General features: G+C 67.0%; 17 protein-coding genes. All 17 read left to right on the plus strand.

All coding sequences use genetic code 11. The features are described 5' to 3' along the window. The first annotated feature begins 36 nt into the window (after nt 1-36). On the plus strand, nt 37-876 hold the full coding sequence (locus tag BMW87_RS23185) for a thymidylate synthase (protein WP_093078873.1): 840 nt from the start codon (nt 37-39) through the stop codon (nt 874-876). Between the two features lie 5 nt (nt 877-881). Beyond that, the gene (locus BMW87_RS23190) at nt 882-1,409 is read left to right on the plus strand and encodes a dihydrofolate reductase (protein WP_093078875.1); all 528 of its coding nucleotides are present in this window, start codon (nt 882-884) and stop codon (nt 1,407-1,409) included. Then, nucleotides 1,406-2,548 carry a phosphatidate phosphatase App1 family protein gene (locus BMW87_RS23195; RefSeq protein ID WP_093078876.1) on the plus strand — a complete coding sequence of 381 codons (1,143 nt, stop codon included), beginning with the start codon at nt 1,406-1,408 and terminating at the stop codon, nt 2,546-2,548. The genes BMW87_RS23190 and BMW87_RS23195 overlap by 4 nt, the downstream gene beginning before the upstream one ends. Nucleotides 2,549-2,711: 163 nt before the next feature. Next, a complete protein-coding gene (locus BMW87_RS23200; RefSeq protein ID WP_007829428.1) occupies nt 2,712-2,951 on the plus strand; it encodes a hypothetical protein in 240 nt (79 codons plus the stop codon). Between the two features lie 481 nt (nt 2,952-3,432). Next, nucleotides 3,433-4,026 carry a type VI secretion system contractile sheath small subunit gene (gene tssB / locus BMW87_RS23205; RefSeq protein WP_093078878.1) on the plus strand — a complete coding sequence of 198 codons (594 nt, stop codon included), beginning with the start codon at nt 3,433-3,435 and terminating at the stop codon, nt 4,024-4,026. Nucleotides 4,027-4,086: 60 nt separating this feature from the next. Further along, a complete protein-coding gene (gene tssC, locus BMW87_RS23210; RefSeq protein WP_093058321.1) occupies nt 4,087-5,586 on the plus strand; it encodes a type VI secretion system contractile sheath large subunit in 1,500 nt (499 codons plus the stop codon). A 62-nt stretch (nt 5,587-5,648) separates the two neighbouring features. After that, complete coding sequence (locus tag BMW87_RS23215; protein WP_093058217.1) at nt 5,649-6,131, plus strand: Hcp family type VI secretion system effector; 483 nt, start codon at nt 5,649-5,651, stop codon at nt 6,129-6,131. 29 nt (nt 6,132-6,160) lie between these two features. After that, nucleotides 6,161-6,622 carry a type VI secretion system baseplate subunit TssE gene (gene tssE / locus BMW87_RS23220; protein WP_093078879.1) on the plus strand — a complete coding sequence of 154 codons (462 nt, stop codon included), beginning with the start codon at nt 6,161-6,163 and terminating at the stop codon, nt 6,620-6,622. A gap of 1 nt (nt 6,623) precedes the next feature. Next, on the plus strand, nt 6,624-8,405 hold the full coding sequence (gene tssF, locus BMW87_RS23225; protein WP_371258848.1) for a type VI secretion system baseplate subunit TssF: 1,782 nt from the start codon (nt 6,624-6,626) through the stop codon (nt 8,403-8,405). Then, nucleotides 8,402-9,406, plus strand: coding sequence for a type VI secretion system baseplate subunit TssG (gene tssG, locus BMW87_RS23230; protein WP_256216873.1), 1,005 nt, complete (start codon nt 8,402-8,404; stop codon nt 9,404-9,406). The genes tssF and tssG overlap by 4 nt, the downstream gene beginning before the upstream one ends. 14 nt (nt 9,407-9,420) lie before the next feature. Then, the gene (gene tssH / locus BMW87_RS23235) at nt 9,421-12,153 is read left to right on the plus strand and encodes a type VI secretion system ATPase TssH (protein WP_093078882.1); all 2,733 of its coding nucleotides are present in this window, start codon (nt 9,421-9,423) and stop codon (nt 12,151-12,153) included. A 3-nt stretch (nt 12,154-12,156) separates the two neighbouring features. Further along, nucleotides 12,157-14,103 carry a type VI secretion system Vgr family protein gene (locus BMW87_RS23240; RefSeq protein WP_354337643.1) on the plus strand — a complete coding sequence of 649 codons (1,947 nt, stop codon included), beginning with the start codon at nt 12,157-12,159 and terminating at the stop codon, nt 14,101-14,103. A gap of 13 nt (nt 14,104-14,116) precedes the next feature. Beyond that, nucleotides 14,117-14,842 carry a toxin-antitoxin system YwqK family antitoxin gene (locus tag BMW87_RS23245; RefSeq protein ID WP_143062608.1) on the plus strand — a complete coding sequence of 242 codons (726 nt, stop codon included), beginning with the start codon at nt 14,117-14,119 and terminating at the stop codon, nt 14,840-14,842. Nucleotides 14,843-14,845: 3 nt separating this feature from the next. Then, on the plus strand, nt 14,846-15,235 hold the full coding sequence (locus tag BMW87_RS23250) for a DUF4280 domain-containing protein (protein ID WP_093078883.1): 390 nt from the start codon (nt 14,846-14,848) through the stop codon (nt 15,233-15,235). Nucleotides 15,236-15,273: 38 nt separating this feature from the next. Then, complete coding sequence (locus tag BMW87_RS23255) at nt 15,274-15,480, plus strand: hypothetical protein (RefSeq protein ID WP_256216874.1); 207 nt, start codon at nt 15,274-15,276, stop codon at nt 15,478-15,480. 41 nt (nt 15,481-15,521) lie between these two features. Then, nucleotides 15,522-16,511, plus strand: coding sequence for an ABC transporter substrate-binding protein (locus BMW87_RS23260; protein WP_256216876.1), 990 nt, complete (start codon nt 15,522-15,524; stop codon nt 16,509-16,511). Between the two features lie 23 nt (nt 16,512-16,534). Then, nucleotides 16,535-17,809 (plus strand): dicarboxylate/amino acid:cation symporter, encoded by a 1,275-nt coding sequence (locus BMW87_RS23265; protein WP_093058209.1) that lies wholly within the window; start codon nt 16,535-16,537, stop codon nt 17,807-17,809. The last annotated feature ends 4 nt before the right edge of the window (nt 17,810-17,813 follow it).

The following is a 17,813-nucleotide window of genomic DNA, read 5'->3' on the forward strand; positions in this document are numbered from 1 at the left end:
CGGCCAATGCTAGCGCCGCCCCGTAAAATTCCCAACATGACCTCGCCCACCCGCCCCGTCCGCTCCCAGTACGAAGATTTCATGCGCCATGTCGACACTCACGGTGTCTTCAAGAGCGACCGCACGGGTACCGGCACCAAGAGCGTGTTCGGCCACCAGATGCGCTTCGACCTGAACGAGGGCTTCCCGCTGGTCACCACGAAGAAGGTGCACCTCAAGTCCATCATCCAGGAACTGCTGTGGTTCCTGACCGGATCGAGCAACAACAACTGGCTCAAGGAGCGCGGCGTCACCATCTGGGACGAATGGGCGCGCGCAGACGGCGACCTGGGCCCGGTGTACGGCGTGCAATGGCGCAGCTGGCCCACGCCCGATGGCGGCCACATCGACCAGATTTCCGACGTCATCAAGACCCTCAAGACCAACCCCGATTCGCGCCGCATCATCGTGAGCGCATGGAACGTGGCCGAGCTGTCGAAGATGGCGCTGATGCCTTGCCATGCCTTCTTCCAGTTCTACGTGGCGCCGCCGCAGGCCGAAGGCGAGCGCGGCAAGCTCAGCTGCCAGCTCTACCAGCGCAGCGCCGACATCTTCCTGGGCGTGCCCTTCAACATCGCAAGCTACGCGCTGCTCACGCACATGGTGGCGCAGCAGTGCGACCTCGACGTGGGCGACTTCATCTGGACCGGCGGCGACTGCCATATCTACAGCAACCACGCCGAACAGGTCGCGCTGCAACTGAGCCGCACGCCGTACCCGTACCCGACGCTGAACATCAAGCGCAAGCCGGCGTCGATCTTCGACTACCAGTACGAAGACTTCGAAGTGCTGGACTACCGGCACGGCGATCCGATCAAGGCGCCCGTGGCGGTGTGAGCGGGATGAACAAGCCCAGCATCAACATCATCTTCGCCCGCGCCGCCAACGGCGTGATCGGCGCGAACAACACGATCCCCTGGCACATCCCGGAGGACATGGCGCACTTCAAGCAGCAGACCGCTGGCGCACCGGTGATCATGGGCCGCAAGACCTGGGACTCGCTGCCGCCGCGCTTCCGGCCGCTGCCGGGCCGGCAGAACATCGTGGTGACGCGGCAGGCCGATTGGCAGGCCGAAGGCGCACTCCGCGCCAGCAGCCTGCAAGAGGCGCTGTCGCTTTGCGAATCGACTTCATCGAAGCCCGAGGCCGTGTGGGTCATCGGCGGCGCGCAAATCTACGCCGAGGCCGAGCCGCTTGCGCAGCGCGCAGTAGTGACAGAACTCGCGCGCGACTACGAAGGCGATGCCTACGCTCCTGAACTCGACGCCGCCGCGTGGCGCGAGACACAACGCGAATCGCATGTCTCGGCCAAGGAAGGCCTGGGCTTCAGCTTCGTGACTTACGAGCGCGTCGCCCCCACGAAGAAATGAGCGACAGCGCTCCGCACCGACTGCCCGTGCCGGACTTGCGGCGCCGGTCGCTGGTGGCGGGCGCAGCGCTGCTCGCAGGCCTTGCGCCACTGCAGGCGGTGCAGGCAGCAGAGCCGCTGGAGCCCGACGAAGAAGCGCTCTTCATGACCGGCACGGCGCGCCCCACCGTCGACGGCAGGCTCGAAGTCGATATCCACGCGTGGATCTTCGAGCGCGAGCATCGCTGGGGGCTCAACACAGCCCTCGCACGCTACCTCGGCCTGAGCCTGAAGAAGCTCTCGCCCGCCGCGCGCCTGCGCTTCAACCAGCGCACCGCGCTGTTCCATGCGGAGTCGGAAGAAGACAAGGTGATCGACGTCGACTTCGACGGCAGCCCCGCGCGCGTGACGATGCCGCCATCGGGCAAGGACGGCCGCAGCAATCTGCGCATCGTGATCGACGCACCGCGCACGCCACTGCTGCCAACCTCGCCATCACCGCAGGAGTGGGTGCAGTTCCATGGCGTGACCGGCCCGGGTGAGCTGCTGCATCGCTTCAGGGGCCATGCGCTGGTCGTGCCCGCGCAGGGCGTGTCGGTCATCTCGGACATCGACGACACCATCAAGCGCACGCAGGTGCGCGACCGGCGCGAGATGCTGCTCAACACTTTCGCGCGCCGCTTCGAGGCCGCGCCGCGCATGGCGGCCTGGTATCGCGCGCTGGCGAAGACGCCCGACACGCGCTTTCACTACCTTTCGGCGAGTCCGATCCAGCTCTACCCGGCGCTCTCGGATTTCATCCGCAGCGCCGACTTTCCCGCGGGCAGCATGCATCTGCGCGAAAGCACCACGTGGCGCACGCTGATTCCCGGCGAGCAGGATTCGCGCGAGCACAAGCTCGGCGTGATCAACCGGCTGCTCACCGAATTTCCGCAGCGCCGCTTCGTGCTGGTGGGTGACTCTGGCGAAGCCGACCCCGAGATCTACGCGCAAACGTTTCACTCGCATCCGCAGCGCATCGACAGCATCGTGATCCGCGACGTGACGGGCGAAGGCCGCACCTCCGATCGCTATCGCGCAACCTTCGATGGCATCGATCCGGTGCGATGGCACATCGTGATGCCGGACACCACGGCGTGGCCCGTGCAAGCGCTCAACTAGCTGCCGAGTTACCGGAAACAAACTGGTGCCTTCGTGGCTCCAGCAGCGCGAAAGGAACACTTCGGTACACCCGAGGAAAGGCATGCGCGGCGCAGGGTTTAGACAGCGCTAATTGTTTGTGCGCACAATGCCGTAAACGCCCTCAACCAAAAGGAGACGGCTCATGTCCATGGAATTTCTACGGGTTATCGCCGAGCAGAAATTGCCATACGTTATTCACACGCCGGCTGACATCGACAGGCTGCGCGTGCTGCGTGCGGCAGAGTTGGTGACTGCATTCATTCCGCCTTCGGACCGCGCCCCCGATGCGCGCGCGATCCGCCAGTTGGCCCAGGTCGAATCGATCACCGCCAAGGGCAAGCTGGCACTCAACAAAGCCACTTCGGCATTCATCGAGCTCTAGCAAGGCGCCCTCGCGGCTTCGCACGAAGCCCGCGACGTTCGCGCCATTGACGCGGCCTCGCGCTGCGCTCACCCGGGTTCCCCGGGTCGTCCATTCCGGTTACACATCGCGCCATCCCGCGCACGCGGGAGCACGCGCGCGACAGCAACCGCCCCCGCCTTCCTGTCATTGAACTTTGGTCCGATGCGCCGGCGGGCGCGTCTGCCTAGCAATCGGCTGCCTATTTGCGTGACAAAACCCTCATTTATGTAACTTTACAAAGCTCAGGCACTTGTTTTTGTTGAAGTTTGTCCAGCGCATGTGGGACCCCTCCCCAATTCTGGGGATTGTTAGCAAATATCTCGATTTGTATCTTCCGTCCGTCTTTGATGCATGCCGGGACTGCAACGGCAACGGACCGCGCACCGCCCCAACCAGGCGACGAGCGTCGAGAAATTTCAACGTGTGTTCTTGTCAATTCAACCTTTTCTGAGAGCGAAAAATGTCGAATAGCCTGCAAAACTGGGTAGGACGCAATCGTCCGCCGCGCGTCCAGATCACCTATGACGTGGAGATCGGCGACGCCGTCGAAAAGAAAGAGCTGCCGCTGGTCGTGGGCCTGCTGGCCGACCTGTCGGGCCAGCCCGCACAGCCGCTGCCGAAGCTCAAGGAGCGCCGCTTCGTCGAGATCGACCGCGACAACTTCGATGAAGTTCTCGGCAACATCACCCCCCGCCTCGACCTCTCGGTGCCCGACACCATGAAGGGCGAAGGCAACCTGAAGATCGAACTGAACTTCAAGGAGTTCAGCGACTTCCACCCCGAAGCCATCGTGGACCAGGTGCCCCGCCTGGCCAAGCTGCTCGAAGCCCGCCAGCAACTGCGCGACCTGCTCGCCAAGCTCGACGGCAACGACGAACTCGACGACCTGCTCGAGCGCGTGCTGCTGAACACCGAAGACCTGAAGACGGTCCAGAGCCAGGCCAGGGCCGAAGCCGGCAGCGCACCAGCGCAAGCCGCCCCGGCCGCAGCTGCAGTCCCGCAAGCGGCTGCGGAAACCCAATCGTCCCCCGAAGCCGAAGCACCGGCAGCGTGATCAACCACGCCGGCCGCAGCCCTTCGGGCGCGACCCGGCAACTTTTGAATGGTGATAGAGATGGCCAACAAATCCAAAGCCGCTGAAGCCGGCAGCGCAGCAACCACCGTCACGACCAGTGACCTCGGTCTGCTCGACAAGATCGTCCTCGAAGGCAACATGACGACCGAGCCTTCGCAGGGCGCCTACGCGAAGAAGCTGATCGGTCAGCTGGCTTCGCAGATCCTCGACGAAGGCATGAAGACCAGCCCCGACAAGGGCGTGGTCACGCTGATCAACGAGCGCGTCGCCGAAATCGACCGCCTGCTGACCGACCAGCTCAACGCGATCCTGCACGCCCCCGAGTTCCAGGCCCTCGAAGCCTCCTGGCGCGGCCTGCACGACCTGGTGACCGGCACCGAGACCGGCAGCAACCTGAAACTGCGCCTGCTCAACGTGAGCAAGAAGGACCTGCTGAAGGACCTGGAGACCGCCGTCGACCACGACACCAGCGTGCTCTTCAAGAAGATCTACGAAGAGGAATACGGCACCTACGGCGGCCATCCCTATTCGCTGCTGATCGGCGACTACTACTTCGGCCGCCACCCGCAGGACATCGCCCTGCTGGAGCGCATCTCCCGCGTGGCCGCCGCCGCACACGCGCCTTTCATCGCAGCAGCCGCGCCCGCGCTGTTCGACTTCAAGTCGTTCACCGAACTCGGCATTCCGCGCGACCTGTCCAAGACCTTCGAGAGCGCCGAGCTCGCCTCGTGGCGCGGCTTCCGCGAATCGGAAGACTCGCGCTACGTCTCGCTGGTGCTGCCGAGCTACGCGGCTCGCCTGCCCTACGGTGCCAAGACCATTCCCGTCGAGAACTTCAACTACGAAGAAGACGTGGACGGCACCGACCACGGCAAGTACCTGTGGGCCAACGCGGCCTACCAGCTGGGCCTTCGCATCACGCAGGCTCACTCGCTGTACGGCTGGACCACGGCCATCCGCGGCGTCGAAGGCGGCGGCAAGGTCGACGGCATGGTGGCTCACGCCTACAAGACGGACGAAGGCGACATCGCCCTGAAGCCGCCGACGGAAGTGACCATCACCGACCGCCGCGAAAAGGAACTGAGCGACCTCGGCTTCATCGCCATCGTCAACTCCAAGGGCTCGAACACCGCGGCCTTCTTCGGCGGCCAGACCGTGAACAAGCCCAAGGTGTACGACAAGGATTCGGCCAACGCCAACGCGGCAGTCTCGGCTCGCCTGCCCTACATCCTGGCGGCCTCGCGTTTCGCGCATTACCTGAAGGTGATCGTGCGCGACAAGATCGGCAGCTTCCAGACGCAGGCCGACATGCAGAAGCACCTGAACAACTGGGTTGCCAACTACGTGCTGGTGAGCCCCTCGGCGCCGCAGGCCATGAAGGCCAAGTACCCGCTGAGCCAGGCCCGCGTGGACGTGACCGAAGTTCCGGGCAAGCCGGGCTCGTACCGCGCCATCGCCTTCCTGAAGCCGCACTTCCAGCTCGAGGAACTCTCGGCCTCGATCCGCCTGGTGGCCGACCTGCCGGCTGCCGCCGCCTGATCGCCCCCTTCATTCATCTGCATCGACAGACGAACCAACAGATTTACTGAAAGAACATTCACATGCCTATCTATCTCAAGATCCCAGGTGTCACCGGTCAAACCCAGATCGAGGGCCACAAGGACGAACTGGAAGTCCAGAGCTTCCAGTTCGGCGCCGGCCTCGCCGTGACGGCGGGCACCTCCAACCAGGAACGCACCGCGGGCAAGCCCAGCTTCTCCGAAATCACCGTGACCCGCACCAGCGACTCGGCCACGCCCCAGCTGCTGCAGAAACTCGCCGGTGGCGAGGTGTTCGCGGGCGACACCATCATCACCTTCCCGCGCGAAGACAAGAGCGGCCTGCTGCCCTTGATGGTCGTGACCCTGACCGACGTCATCCTCAGCGGCCTCTCCGTTTCCAGCGGCGGTGACCTGCCGCAGGAAAGCGTCTCCCTGAACTACGCGGCCATCAAGGTCGAGTACACGAAGCAGAAGGAAGAAGGCGGCCAGGAAGGCATCGCACCGTTCGGCTGGGATCTCTCGAAGAACGTCGCGGTCGCATGACGGCTCGACGCTGACACCCGGCGCCTACCGTGTCCGAACTCATCAAAGGGGGCGTCGCGCCCCTGTTCGACCGGCTGGCGTCGGCGCCGTCCGAGCACGCCCGCGGCGCTGCTCATCTCGAAACGATGGAGTCCTTGCAGGACTCCATTGGCCGTGAGCTGCGCCGTCTGTTCAACACGCGCTCGCCGCTGTCGGCTGCCGACTATGCGCAGGGCAGCGGCACGGTGCTGGAGTACGGCATTCCGGATTTCTCCGCGCTCAGCGCGCAGAACGCCGCCGACTTGCAGCAGCTGGCTGCGACGCTGCGCCAGGCGGTGCAGCGCTACGAGCCGCGCCTGACGGACGTGAGCGTGCAAGTGAGCGCCACGCCCAACCGGCATGAAGTGGCGCTGGTGCGCATCGGCGCGCAGGCGCGGGCCGGGCTCGCGCTGCGCCACGTGGATTTCGAAATGCTGCTCGGCACGCCCGACAGCCTGATGAAGGTCGCCTGACGTGTCCGACATCCAGCACAGCGACCTGCTGCAGTACTACAAGCGCGAACTGTCCTACCTGCGAGGACAGGGGTCGGACTTCGCCCAGCGCTATCCCAAGGTCGCCTCGCGCCTCTCGCTGCACGGCGGCGAATCGCTCGACCCGCACACCGAACGACTGATCGAGTCGGTGGCCTTCCTGTCGGCGCGCGTGCATCGCGACCTCGACCAGGAATTTCCCGACGTCGCCTACGCGCTGCTCGACAACCTCTGCCCGTCGCTGGTGCAGCCGCTGCCCTCGATGTCGGTGGCGCAGTTCGGGCTCGATCCGGCGCAGGGCAAGGTCACGGCGGGCTTTCGCGTGCCGCGCCACACCATGCTGCATGCGAGGACGCAAGCCACTCAGCCGCAGGAGTGCCGCTTCCGCACCGCATGGGACACCGTGCTGTGGCCACTGCGCATCGCGCACGCCGCCATCGACGCCGACGCCGTGCTTCGGCTCAGGCTCGAATGCAATACCGAAGCCGACTTCTCCGAGCTGGAGATCGACAGCCTGCGCATCCACCTGCAAGGCGACTGGATGACCACGATGCCGCTGTACGACGCGCTGGTGTCGGGCGTGAAGTCGGTAGGCATCACCCCCGAAGGCGGCACGCTGCAGATGCTGCCGGCCGACGCATGGCGCGAGGTCGGCTTTGCCGAAGGCGAAGAAGTGCTGCCGCAGCCCGCCAACGCACAGCCCGCCTACGGCCTGCTGCAGGAGTACTTCGCGTTTCCGCGCAAGTTTCATTTCTTCGACCTGCATCACCTGCGCTCGCGCCTGGGCCGCGGACGCAGCTGCGAGCTGGTGTTCCAGCTCGATCGCACCACCAGGGTGCTGCGGCACATCGACGCCGACAACTTCCAGCTCGGCTGCACGCCCATCGTCAATCTGTTCCCGCGCGTGAGCGAGCCGCTGGTGATGGACCAGCGCCACTACGAATACATGCTGGTGCCCGACCGCCAGCGCGACGCCACCACCGAAGTGCATTCGATCGTCTCGGTGATCGCCTCCGACCCGGACGCCGACAAGCCCGTCGACGTGCCGGGCTTCGCCGCACTGGGCCATGTGGACGGTGCACAGGGCGCGCAGGGCGGCGCGGTGTTCTGGGCCGCACGGCGCGAGCCCTGCCTGCGCCAGAACATTCCCGGCACCGACGTCTTCCTGTCCTTCGTCGACCAGGGCAAGACGCACAGCCGGCCCGCGCAACCGGTGGTGTATGCGCACCTGCTGTGCACCAACCGGCGGCTGGCCGAGCAGGTGCCCGTGGGCGCGCGCCTGGTGGCCGAAGGCCCGTCGCAGCCCACCCAAGTGCGCTGCCTGTACGAGCCCACCGCGCAACGCGATCCGCCGCTGGGCAGCGAAACGCTGTGGCGGCTGGTGTCGCTGCTCACGCTCAACCATCAGTCGCTGGTGGACGGCTCCACCGGCCGCGAGCAACTGCGCGAGATGCTGCTGCTGTTCGCTTCCGACAGCCGGCGCGACCATGCGCAGATCCGCGGCATCGCCGGGCTCTCGGCGCGGGGCGTCACCGCCCACGTGGGCACCGAAGCCTGGCGCGGCTACTGCCGCGGCACGCAGGTCACGCTCGAATTCGAGGACGACGCCTTCGTCGGCGGCTCGCCTCTGATGATGTCGGCCGTTCTCGCGCGCTTCTTCGCGATGTACACCTCGGTGAACTCCTTCGTTCGCCTCGTGGTGCGCAACGGCGAAGAGGTCAGAAAACAGTGGGCCCCGATGACGGGCCGGCAGGTGGTTCTGTGATCGAACAACTCACCGCCCGCCCGCAGGACTTCAACCTGTTCCAGGCCATCAGCCTGCTCGAGCGCGCCGCGCCCGAGGCGGTGCCTGTGGGCCGTTCGCAAGGCCCGCGCGAACGAGAGGCCGTGCGGCTGCATGCCTTCGTCACGCTGGCGTTCGAGGCCAGCGACGTGCGCGAAGTCGGCACTGACGCATCGACCGGCGAGCCCTTCGAGCTCACCACGCCCGCCCTTTCGCTGGGCGGCAGCGGCGGCCCGCTGCCGATGCCCTTCACCGAGATGCTGCTGGAGCGCCGGCAGCAGCGCGACCACGCGACGGGGGACTTCCTCGACATCTTCAACCACCGCTTCCTGGCCTTCCTGTACCGCGGCCGCCGCAAGCACCACGTTGCGCTCAACCCGCAGTCGCCTTCGAGCTCCACGCTGGCGTCCACGCTCGATGCAGCCAGCGCACTGGGCCTGCGCGCCGGTGTGCGCGCACCCGATGGCTCCGCCCTGTGGCTGCGCCATGCCGGTCTGCTCGGCGGCGCGCCGCGCGGCATGACCGCGCTGCTGGCCCTGCTGCGCGACCGGCTCGGCGTGCAGGTGCACGGCACGCAGTTCCGCGGCCGCTGGCTCGCACTGGAACCCGATGCCTCGGCGCGGCTGGACATGCGCACGCCGCTGGGCGGCGGCGCCGTGCTCGGCAAGCGCGTGTGGGACCAGGGCGCCGGCATCCGCCTCACCTTCAGCAACCTGAGCCAGCAGCGCCTGCGCGCCCTGCTGCCGCGCGGCGCAGACCATGCGCTCGCCAAGTGGCTGGTGCGCCGCTTCATCCCGCAAGACCTGAAGGTCGAGATGGAGCTGAGCCTCGCTCCCACCGAATTGCGCAGCAGCGTGCTCGGCGCCGCAAACCCGATGCGACTGGGCTGGACTTCATGGGTCGCGGGCCCGACCTTCCGCGGCGCATTGCCGCCCGTTCACCACACCTTGACCAGCGACGGCGGCGACGCGCCCGGCGCCTGACCCGAACACGCCTTATGGACATCGACATCCGCACCCTGCTCGGCCGGCTCAACCCGGAATGCAAGCGCGCCATGGAACAGGCCGCCGAGCTGTGCGTGCAGCAGACGCACTACAACGTCGACCTCGAACACCTGCTGCTGAAGCTGGTGGATAACGACGCCCCCGACCTGCGGCTGGTGTTCGGCCGCTTCGGCCTGCGCCCCGACACCGTGCAGGCGCAGTTGCAGAAGTCGCTCGACACCTTCAAGCGTGGCAACGGCCGCACGCCGAGCCTGACGCCCGACTTCGCCCCGCTGTTCCAGGAAGCCTGGCTCATGAGCTCGATGCTGCTGGGCCAGCAGCACATCCGCTCGGGCACGCTGATGCTGGCGCTGCTCGATGTGGACCGCCTGCGCGGCCGCCTGGTCGATGCCGCGCCCGCGCTGCTGCAGATTCCGCGCGGCACGCTGCGCGACGAACTCGCCGGCCTGCTGCAGTCGTCGCCTGAAGATGCGGCCGCTTCGGCACTGTCCACCGCGCCGATAGCTTCGGCGCCTGCCGCGAACCAGTCGGCTGCGCCATCGGCGCCAGACGCCGGTGCGCCGCCGCTGCAGATGCCCACCGCGCGCCGCAACAACTCGGCCACGCCCTCGCTCGACCAGTACACGGTCGACATGACGCAGCTCGCGCGCGACGGCGCGATCGACCCCATCCGCGGTCGCGACGGCGAGATCCGCCAGATCATCGATGTGCTGCTGCGCCGCCGCCAGAACAACCCCATCCTCACCGGCGAGGCCGGTGTCGGCAAGACGGCGGTGGTCGAAGGCTTCGCGCAACGCGTGGTGCAGGGCGACGTACCGCCCGCGCTGCGCCATGTGTCGGTGCGCTCGCTCGACCTGGCACTGTTGCAGGCGGGCGCCGGCGTGAAGGGCGAGTTCGAGAACCGACTCAAGTCGGTCATTGCCGAGGTCAAGGCCTCGCCCACGCCGGTGATTTTGTTCATCGACGAGGCGCACCAGCTCATCGGCGCGGGCGGTGCCGAGGGCCAGGGCGACGCGGCCAACCTGCTCAAGCCTGCGCTCGCGCGCGGCGAGCTGCGCACCATCGCGGCCACCACCTGGGCCGAGTACAAGAAATACGTCGAGCGCGACCCTGCACTGGCACGGCGCTTCCAGGTCGTGAAGGTCGAGGAGCCGAGCGAAGAAGTCGCCATCGACATGCTGCGCGGCATGGTCGAGACGCTGGAGAAGCACCACGGCGTGGAGATCGTCGACGACGCCGTGCGCGAGGCCGTCAAGCTCTCGCACCGCTACATCACCGGCCGCCAGCTGCCCGACAAGGCCATCAGCGTGCTCGACACCGCCTGCGCGCGCGTGGCCATCGGTCAGAACGGGCTGCCGGCCGAGCTCGAATCGGCCGCGCGCGACATCTCCACGGGCGAGAGCGAGCTGCGCGTGCTGCGCCACGAGGCCGCCACCGGTGGCGACCACCAGGACGCCATCGCCGCGCTCACCTCGCGGCTCGACGTGCTGCGCCAGAAGCACAAGCGCCTGTCCGACAAGGTCGACGAAGAGAAGCACGCGGTGATGGAGATCGTCGCGCTGCGCCGCAAGATTTCTGACAGCCTGCGCGACAACGCACCGCCGCCCGACGAAGAGAACGACCCCGCGCTGCTCACCGCCGCGTTGCGCCGCCTCGAGAAGGGCCTGGAGGCGCTGCAGAGCGACGAGCCCATGGTGCCCGTGTGCGTCGATGGCGTGATGGTGGCCGAAGTCATCTCCGGCTGGACCGGCATCCCGGTCGGCAAGATGATGACCGACGAACTGCACACGGTGCTCAACCTGAAGGAGAAGCTCGCCGAGCGCGTGGTCGGGCAAGACGACGCGCTCGACGCCATCGCGCGGCGCGTGCGCACCTTCCGCGCCGACCTCGACGACCCCGGCAAGCCCGTGGGCGTGTTCATGCTGGTGGGGCCCAGCGGCGTGGGCAAGACCGAGACGGCCTTCGCGCTGGCCGACCTGCTGTACGGCGGCGAGCGCAACGTCATCACCGTGAACATGTCGGAGTTCCAGGAGGCCCACACCGTCTCCAGCCTCAAGGGCGCGCCGCCCGGCTACGTGGGCTACGGGCGCGGCGGCGTGCTGACCGAGGCCGTGCGTCGCCGCCCCTACAGCGTGGTGCTGCTCGACGAAATGGAGAAGGCCCATCCCGACGTGCTGGAGCTGTTCTTCCAGGTGTTCGACAAGGGCACGATGGAAGACGGCGAAGGCGTGCAGATCGACTTCAAGAACACGCTGATCCTGCTCACCTCCAACGCCGCGCAAGACGTGATCACGCAGGCCTCGCAGGGCGGGCGCAGGCCCGACCCCGAAGAGCTGGTGGAGCGACTGCGCCCCGAGTTGCTCAAGCAGTTCAGCCCCGCCTTCCTGGGCCGGCTGGCGCTGGTGCCTTATCACCACCTGGGCGACGAGCAGATCCGCTCGATCGTGAACCTCAAGCTCGGCAAGCTGGCGCGGCGCTTCGCGCTGAACCACCACGCTACCTTCACGTGGGACGTGCAGGTGGAAGACGCCATTACCGCGCGCTGCACCGAGGTGGACAGCGGCGCGCGCAACATCGACCACATCCTGGCTCATGCGGTGCTGCCCGAGCTTTCGCGCCAGGTGCTGGAGCGCATCTCGATGGCCGCCGCGTTCACCGCGGTGCACATGGGCATGGACGGCGACGGTGCGTTCGCCTTCAGCTTCGAACCGGCCACGCTGAGCTGATAGATGAACATGCGCGAAGGCTTCACCCAGCACGCCGCCTTCCTGACGGTGAAGACCGTGCTCGGGCCGGACGAACTGCTGCTCGACGCCTTCCAGGCCGCCGAGGGGTTGTCGCAGCTGTTCGCGTGCTCGCTCACCATGCGTTCCCCTTCGAGCGCGCTGAAAGCCGACGACCTGATCGGCACCTCGGCCACGGTTGTGCTGCAGCGGCCCGAGAAGGAAACCCGCTTCTTCAACGGCATCGTCTCGCGCTTCACCTACCTGGGCAGCAACCGGGACTTCGCGACCTACTCGCTCGAACTGGTGCCGCGCATGTGGCTGCTCACGCTGGGGCGCGACCGCGTGATCTACCAGAGCATGAGCACGCCCGACATCCTGCAGAAGGTGCTCGGCGAATTCGGCGTGGCCTTCAGCACGCAGCTGCAGGGCACCTACGCACCTCGCGAATACTGCGTGCGCTACGACGAGACAGCCTTCGACTTCATCTCGCGCCTGATGGAAGAGGAAGGCATCTTCTACTTCTTCACCTTCGCGGACGGCGCGCACACGCTGGTGCTGGCCGACAGCAACTCGGCGTGCATGCCCTGCCCCCACGCGGAAAAGCTCGTCATGCGCAGCAGCGAGGAAGGCTACGCGCACACCCATGCCGTCACCCGCTTCGAGTCGGACGCCCGGCTGGTGACCAAGGACCAGGCGGTGGACGACTACGACTTCCTCACGCCCGACACCGATCTGCGGGAGCAGCACGAGGGAAAGATCGGGCGCGGCCTCGACTACGAATATCCCTCGCGCGTGCCAGCGGCGGCCGGCGCGGCGCGCGCGCGCATCCGCCTGGAAATGCACCAGGCCGGCAGCCAGTCGGGCCGCGGCGACAGCCATTGCCACTACCTGACGCCGGGCACCACCTTCACGCTGGAAGAGCACTCCCGCGAGGATCTCAACGTGAAGCACGTGGTGCACAGCGTGCGGCACCACGCCGAGCGCGAGCACTACAGCAACAGCTTCGAGACCCTGCCTCCCGACCTGCCCTTCCGCCCGCAACGCCTCACGCCGCGACCGGTGGTGGCCGGCAACCATACGGCGCAGGTGGTGGGCCCGGCCGGCGAAGAAATCTGGACCGACGAGCACGGGCGCATCAAGGTGCAGTTTCCATGGGACCAGCTGGGCAAGAAGAACGACAAGAGTTCGTGCTGGATCCGCGTCTCGCAGATGTGGGCCGGCAAGGGCTGGGGCGCGCTCTTCCTGCCGCGCATCGGGCAGGAGGTGGTCGTGAGCTATGTCGATGGCGATCCCGACCGGCCGCTGGTCTCGGGCAGCGTCTACAACGGCACGAACCCCACGCCGGTCACCCTGCCGGGCATGTCGTCGCAAAGCACGATCCGATCGCGCTCGACCAAGACCGGCGACGCGGGCAACGAGATGCGCTTCGAGGACAAGAAGGGCTCCGAAGAGTTCTACCTGCACGCCCAGAAAGACATGCGCGTGGAAATCGAGAACGATCTGACTACCACGGTGATGGCCGGCAACGAGCTCCACACCGTCACCAAGGGCAACCGCACGGTCAAAGTCGACACGGGCAACGAAACCCACTCGGTGAAGGGCACGCGCGCGCTGGACGTCACGGGCAACGAGACGCACGACAACAAGGCCAACTTCACGCAGACGGTCACGGGCAACTACGAGCTCAAGGTCACGGGCAACCTGGTGATCGACGTGACAGGCACCCTGCTCATCAAGTCGGCCCAGACGCTGGACCTGAAGGCCGGCACCGACCTGGGCGCCAACGCCGGCGTCAACTTCAAGGCCGAGGCCGGCGTGGCGCTGTCGGCCAAGGGCGGCGCCTCGCTGTCGAACGAGGCGCCCTCGATCAGCAGCAAGGCTTCGGGCATGAACGCCGTCGAAGGCGGCGGCATGGTCACGCTCAAGGGCGGGCTGGTGAAGATCAATTGAACGATTGAACGCCATGGCACTTCCTTCCCTCCCAACAAAAGACCTGGCCTTGATGCCCGAGGCCGTGGTGCGCGAAGCCCTCGACGGCGCAGGCCAGACGGTGGTGCGCGCGTCTTTCCTGGGCGACGTGCCGCACGGGCCGATGCAGGTGTTTTCGGCCGCGGGCAAGCCGGCGATGGAGGCCTCCTACCAGGCCGGCGTGCCGCACGGCGCCATGCGCCTGTTCGACGAACGCGGCCAGCTGCTGCAGGAAACGCAGCGCTTCGGCGGCGTGGCCGAAGGCACCACGCGCAGCTACTACCCCAGCGGCAAGCTCATGCAGACACACCAGCACGTGCGCGGCACGCTGCACGGCGATGCCGTGGCGTATGCCGAGTCAGGCGACGTCACGGCACGGTTGCGCTACGTGGCCGGCCGCCTCGAAGGCGAAGCCACCTACTACAACGAAGGCCGCATGGTGCGGCGCGAGCAATACCGCGCCGGCCTGCTCGACGGCGAAGTGCTCGACTATCTGGCAAGCGGCGGCGTGGCGCAGTCGTCCACCTACGTGGCCAGCGTGCTGCACGGCCCGCTGCGGCGCTTCTGGCCCAACGGCCAGCTGATGGAAGAAATCGCGTACCGCCAGGGCAAGCCGCACGGCAACCCGCGCCGCTTCGACCAAGCCGGCCACGAGGTCGTGGAGACAGCCGCATCGCCGGGCTTCATGAAGAGCCTGGAAAAACTCGTGAGGGGAGGCTGAACCATGGGCATGCACGTCTGCATGGGGGCCACGCTGCAGTGCAGCTTCGGCGCCGCGCCTTCCAACCTCGTGGTGCTGCCCGTGAACGCGGTGGTCACCAGCGGCGTGCCGGCGGCCACCATCATGGACAACAAGCCGATCGCCAACATCCTGCCCTTCGGCACCTGCAACAGCATGTCGAACCCGATGGTGGCCGCGGCCACCGCCGCCGCGCTCGGCGCCTTCACGCCGATGCCCTGCATTCCGGTAACGGCCGCGCCCTGGGCGCCCGGCTCGCCCACGGTGCTGGTCGGCAGCATGCCCGCACTGCAGGACAGCTCGAAGCTCGCTTGCAACTGGGGCGGCGTGATCCAGGTCGTCGTGCCGGGACAGTTCACTTCAATGGTCCCCTGACCGATCCCTACTTACTCATGTCGCAATACGTTTTCACGATGAGCTCCCGCATGGTCGCCATCACGGTGACCTGCCTGGTGCTGCTGTGCGTCCTCCTGTTCCTGATGGGCGTGGAGATCGGCAAGCTGCTGGCGCCTGCGCCCATCCCTTCGGCTCCTGCCGCCGCGGCGCCTGCGCCGCTGCAGTCGCCCTCCCCCGCACCTGCCCCCACAGCCGCGCCGGCTCCCGCCGCCTCCACCCAATGACCAAAGTAGATCAAAGCATGTCGAACAACACACGACACCTCATGGGCATGCACAGCGCGCTGCGTCGCCTCGCCCTCCCAACATTGCTGGCGCTGGCCGGCCTCTGCGCGGGTGGCCCCGCCAGCGCGGCGGGCGAACGGCCCGTGGCGCAGGGCGTGATCGCCGTGCCGGTCGCACTCGCTGCGCCCGCCGCCGTGGCGCCCGCGCCCGCGTTTCCGGTCGAGCCGGCAGCCCCTGTCGCGCCAGCGGCACCCGTGCTCACCAACGGCCTCGTGCGCGTACCCGACGGCCGCCTGCTCGCGCCCGACATCGCGCGCATCGTGACGCGCGGCGAGCTCGTGGTGGCCATGCTCAAGGTCGACACGCCGCCGTTCTTCTTCTTCGACGACGCCGGCCAGTGGACCGGGCTCGAGGTCGGCCTGGCGCAGTCGCTCGCGAAGGAGCTGGGCGTCAAGCTGCGCTTCAACCGCGAGGCCGGCACCTTCAACGCGGTGGTCGACCTGCTGGCCAACGGCCAGGCCGACCTGGCCATCAGCAAGCTGTCGCGCACGCTGGCACGCACGCAGACCATTGCGTTCAGCGACGCCTACCTCACGCTGAACCACTCGCTGATCCTGAACCGCGTGAAGTTCGCGCAGCTCTCGCACGGGCGCCCGCTGCCGGAGGTCATCCGCAACTTCAACGGCAGCATCGGCGTGATCGCCAAGTCGTCCTTCGCGGACTACGCGCGCACCAACTTCCCGCACGCCAAGGTGCAGGAGTTTCCGACCTGGAACGAGGTGCTGGTGGCCCTGCACAAGGGCGAGATCGTGAGCGCCTATCGCGACGAGTTCGAGGTCAAGCGCGTGCTCAAGGCCGACCCGACCGTATCGCTCGTGCTGCGCACCGTGACGCTGAAGGACCTCGAAGACACCCTCGGCATCGGCGTGGCCGTGACCGACACCACGCTGCTGGCCTACGTCAACCAGTTCCTCGCCCAGCGCACCGAGAAGCTGGACATCCAGAAGGTGCTGCAGGCACTCGATCGCTGAGCCGCAAAGAACACGCACCCATCATGAATTCCTCCAAGCTCTACGCCTTCGTCCTCAACCCCTGGGTCGTGATCATCAGCCTCGGGGCCGGCGTGGCCTTCGGCATGCTCGCGCCCCCGCTCGCGACCACCCTCAGCTTCGTGGGCGACATCTACGTCGACCTGCTGAAGATGATCACGCTGCCCTTCATGGTCTCGGCCGTGATCTTCAGCCTGCAGCGGCTGTTTCGCGACGGCGGCACGGCCAGCCTGCTGGGCCGCGTGGCGCTGGTGTTCCTCGCGTTCTCGGCCTTCGTGGCTATTGCCGGCGCGGCCACGCTGCTGCTGCTTCGCCCCGGCGAGAACCTGCCGGCCAGCACCATGCAGACCTTCGGCCAGATCGTCGGCGGCGACCTGAGCGCCAGCGACACGGCCATGAGCCTGCGCGGCACCGACGAAGTGAAGAAAACCGCCAGCTTCGCCGACATGCTGGTGAGCCTGGTGCCCGCCAACATTTTCACGGCCCTGGCCAACGGCGACACGCTGAAGACGCTGGTGTTCGCGCTGCTGTTCGGCCTGGCGGTGGGGCACGTGCCCACGCGCATTTCAGACGGGCTGACCCAGGCGCTCGAAACCGTCTATCACGCCTGCCAGACGCTGATGCGCTGGCTGAGCTTTCCGCTGCCGGTGGTGCTGTTCTGCATGAGCGCGGCACAACTGGGCAAGACGGGCATCGAGCCGCTGCGCGCGATGGGCGCCTTCGTGCTGGCCTTCCTGGTGGTGTCGACGGTGCTGCTGGCGGTGGCGTGCGTCATCATCTGGAAGCGCTCCAACGGCACGCTGGGGCAGACGCTCAACGCCATGCGCGGCCCCTTCGCGCTGGCGCTGGCCACGCGCAGCAGCGCCACCTGCATGCCGATCATGATCGAGAGCCTGGTCACACGGCTGGGCTTCGCGCGCTCGCGGGTTGAATTGCTGGTGCCGCTCACGGTGTCGCTGCTGCGCATCGGGCCCGTCGTGTACTACGTGTGCGCCACGCTCTTCATCGCGCAGATCTACGGGCGTTCACTGTCGCCGGTGGAAATCGGCATCGTGCTCACCTCTTCGGTGCTCGCGGGCTTTGCCTCTGCGGGCATGACGGGGCTGGTGACGGTGTCACTGATCGGCATGACCTGCACCTACCTGGGCCTGCCCTTCGAGGCGGCGTTCATCCTGTTCCTGGCGGTGGACCCGGTGTGCGACATGCTGCGCACGCTGGTGCTGGTCATCGGCAACACCGCGGCCGTCGCTGTCGTGTGCCCCCGGCCACTGAAGATCTAGAGGG

The organism is Variovorax sp. OV084, from assembly GCF_900111625.1.
Lineage (GTDB): Bacteria > Pseudomonadota > Gammaproteobacteria > Burkholderiales > Burkholderiaceae_C > Variovorax.

Coding starts and splice junctions, on each gene's coding strand:
- BMW87_RS23185 (WP_093078873.1), top strand. CDS start 37: ATGACCTCGCCCACCCGCCCCGTCCGCTCCCAGTACGAAGATTTCATG.
- BMW87_RS23190 (WP_093078875.1), top strand. CDS start 882: ATGAACAAGCCCAGCATCAACATCATCTTCGCCCGCGCCGCCAACGGC.
- BMW87_RS23195 (WP_093078876.1), top strand. CDS start 1,406: ATGAGCGACAGCGCTCCGCACCGACTGCCCGTGCCGGACTTGCGGCGC.
- BMW87_RS23200 (WP_007829428.1), top strand. CDS start 2,712: ATGTCCATGGAATTTCTACGGGTTATCGCCGAGCAGAAATTGCCATAC.
- tssB (WP_093078878.1), top strand. CDS start 3,433: ATGTCGAATAGCCTGCAAAACTGGGTAGGACGCAATCGTCCGCCGCGC.
- tssC (WP_093058321.1), top strand. CDS start 4,087: ATGGCCAACAAATCCAAAGCCGCTGAAGCCGGCAGCGCAGCAACCACC.
- BMW87_RS23215 (WP_093058217.1), top strand. CDS start 5,649: ATGCCTATCTATCTCAAGATCCCAGGTGTCACCGGTCAAACCCAGATC.
- tssH (WP_093078882.1), top strand. CDS start 9,421: ATGGACATCGACATCCGCACCCTGCTCGGCCGGCTCAACCCGGAATGC.
- BMW87_RS23240 (WP_354337643.1), top strand. CDS start 12,157: ATGAACATGCGCGAAGGCTTCACCCAGCACGCCGCCTTCCTGACGGTG.
- BMW87_RS23245 (WP_143062608.1), top strand. CDS start 14,117: ATGGCACTTCCTTCCCTCCCAACAAAAGACCTGGCCTTGATGCCCGAG.
- BMW87_RS23250 (WP_093078883.1), top strand. CDS start 14,846: ATGGGCATGCACGTCTGCATGGGGGCCACGCTGCAGTGCAGCTTCGGC.
- BMW87_RS23255 (WP_256216874.1), top strand. CDS start 15,274: ATGAGCTCCCGCATGGTCGCCATCACGGTGACCTGCCTGGTGCTGCTG.
- BMW87_RS23260 (WP_256216876.1), top strand. CDS start 15,522: ATGGGCATGCACAGCGCGCTGCGTCGCCTCGCCCTCCCAACATTGCTG.
- BMW87_RS23265 (WP_093058209.1), top strand. CDS start 16,535: ATGAATTCCTCCAAGCTCTACGCCTTCGTCCTCAACCCCTGGGTCGTG.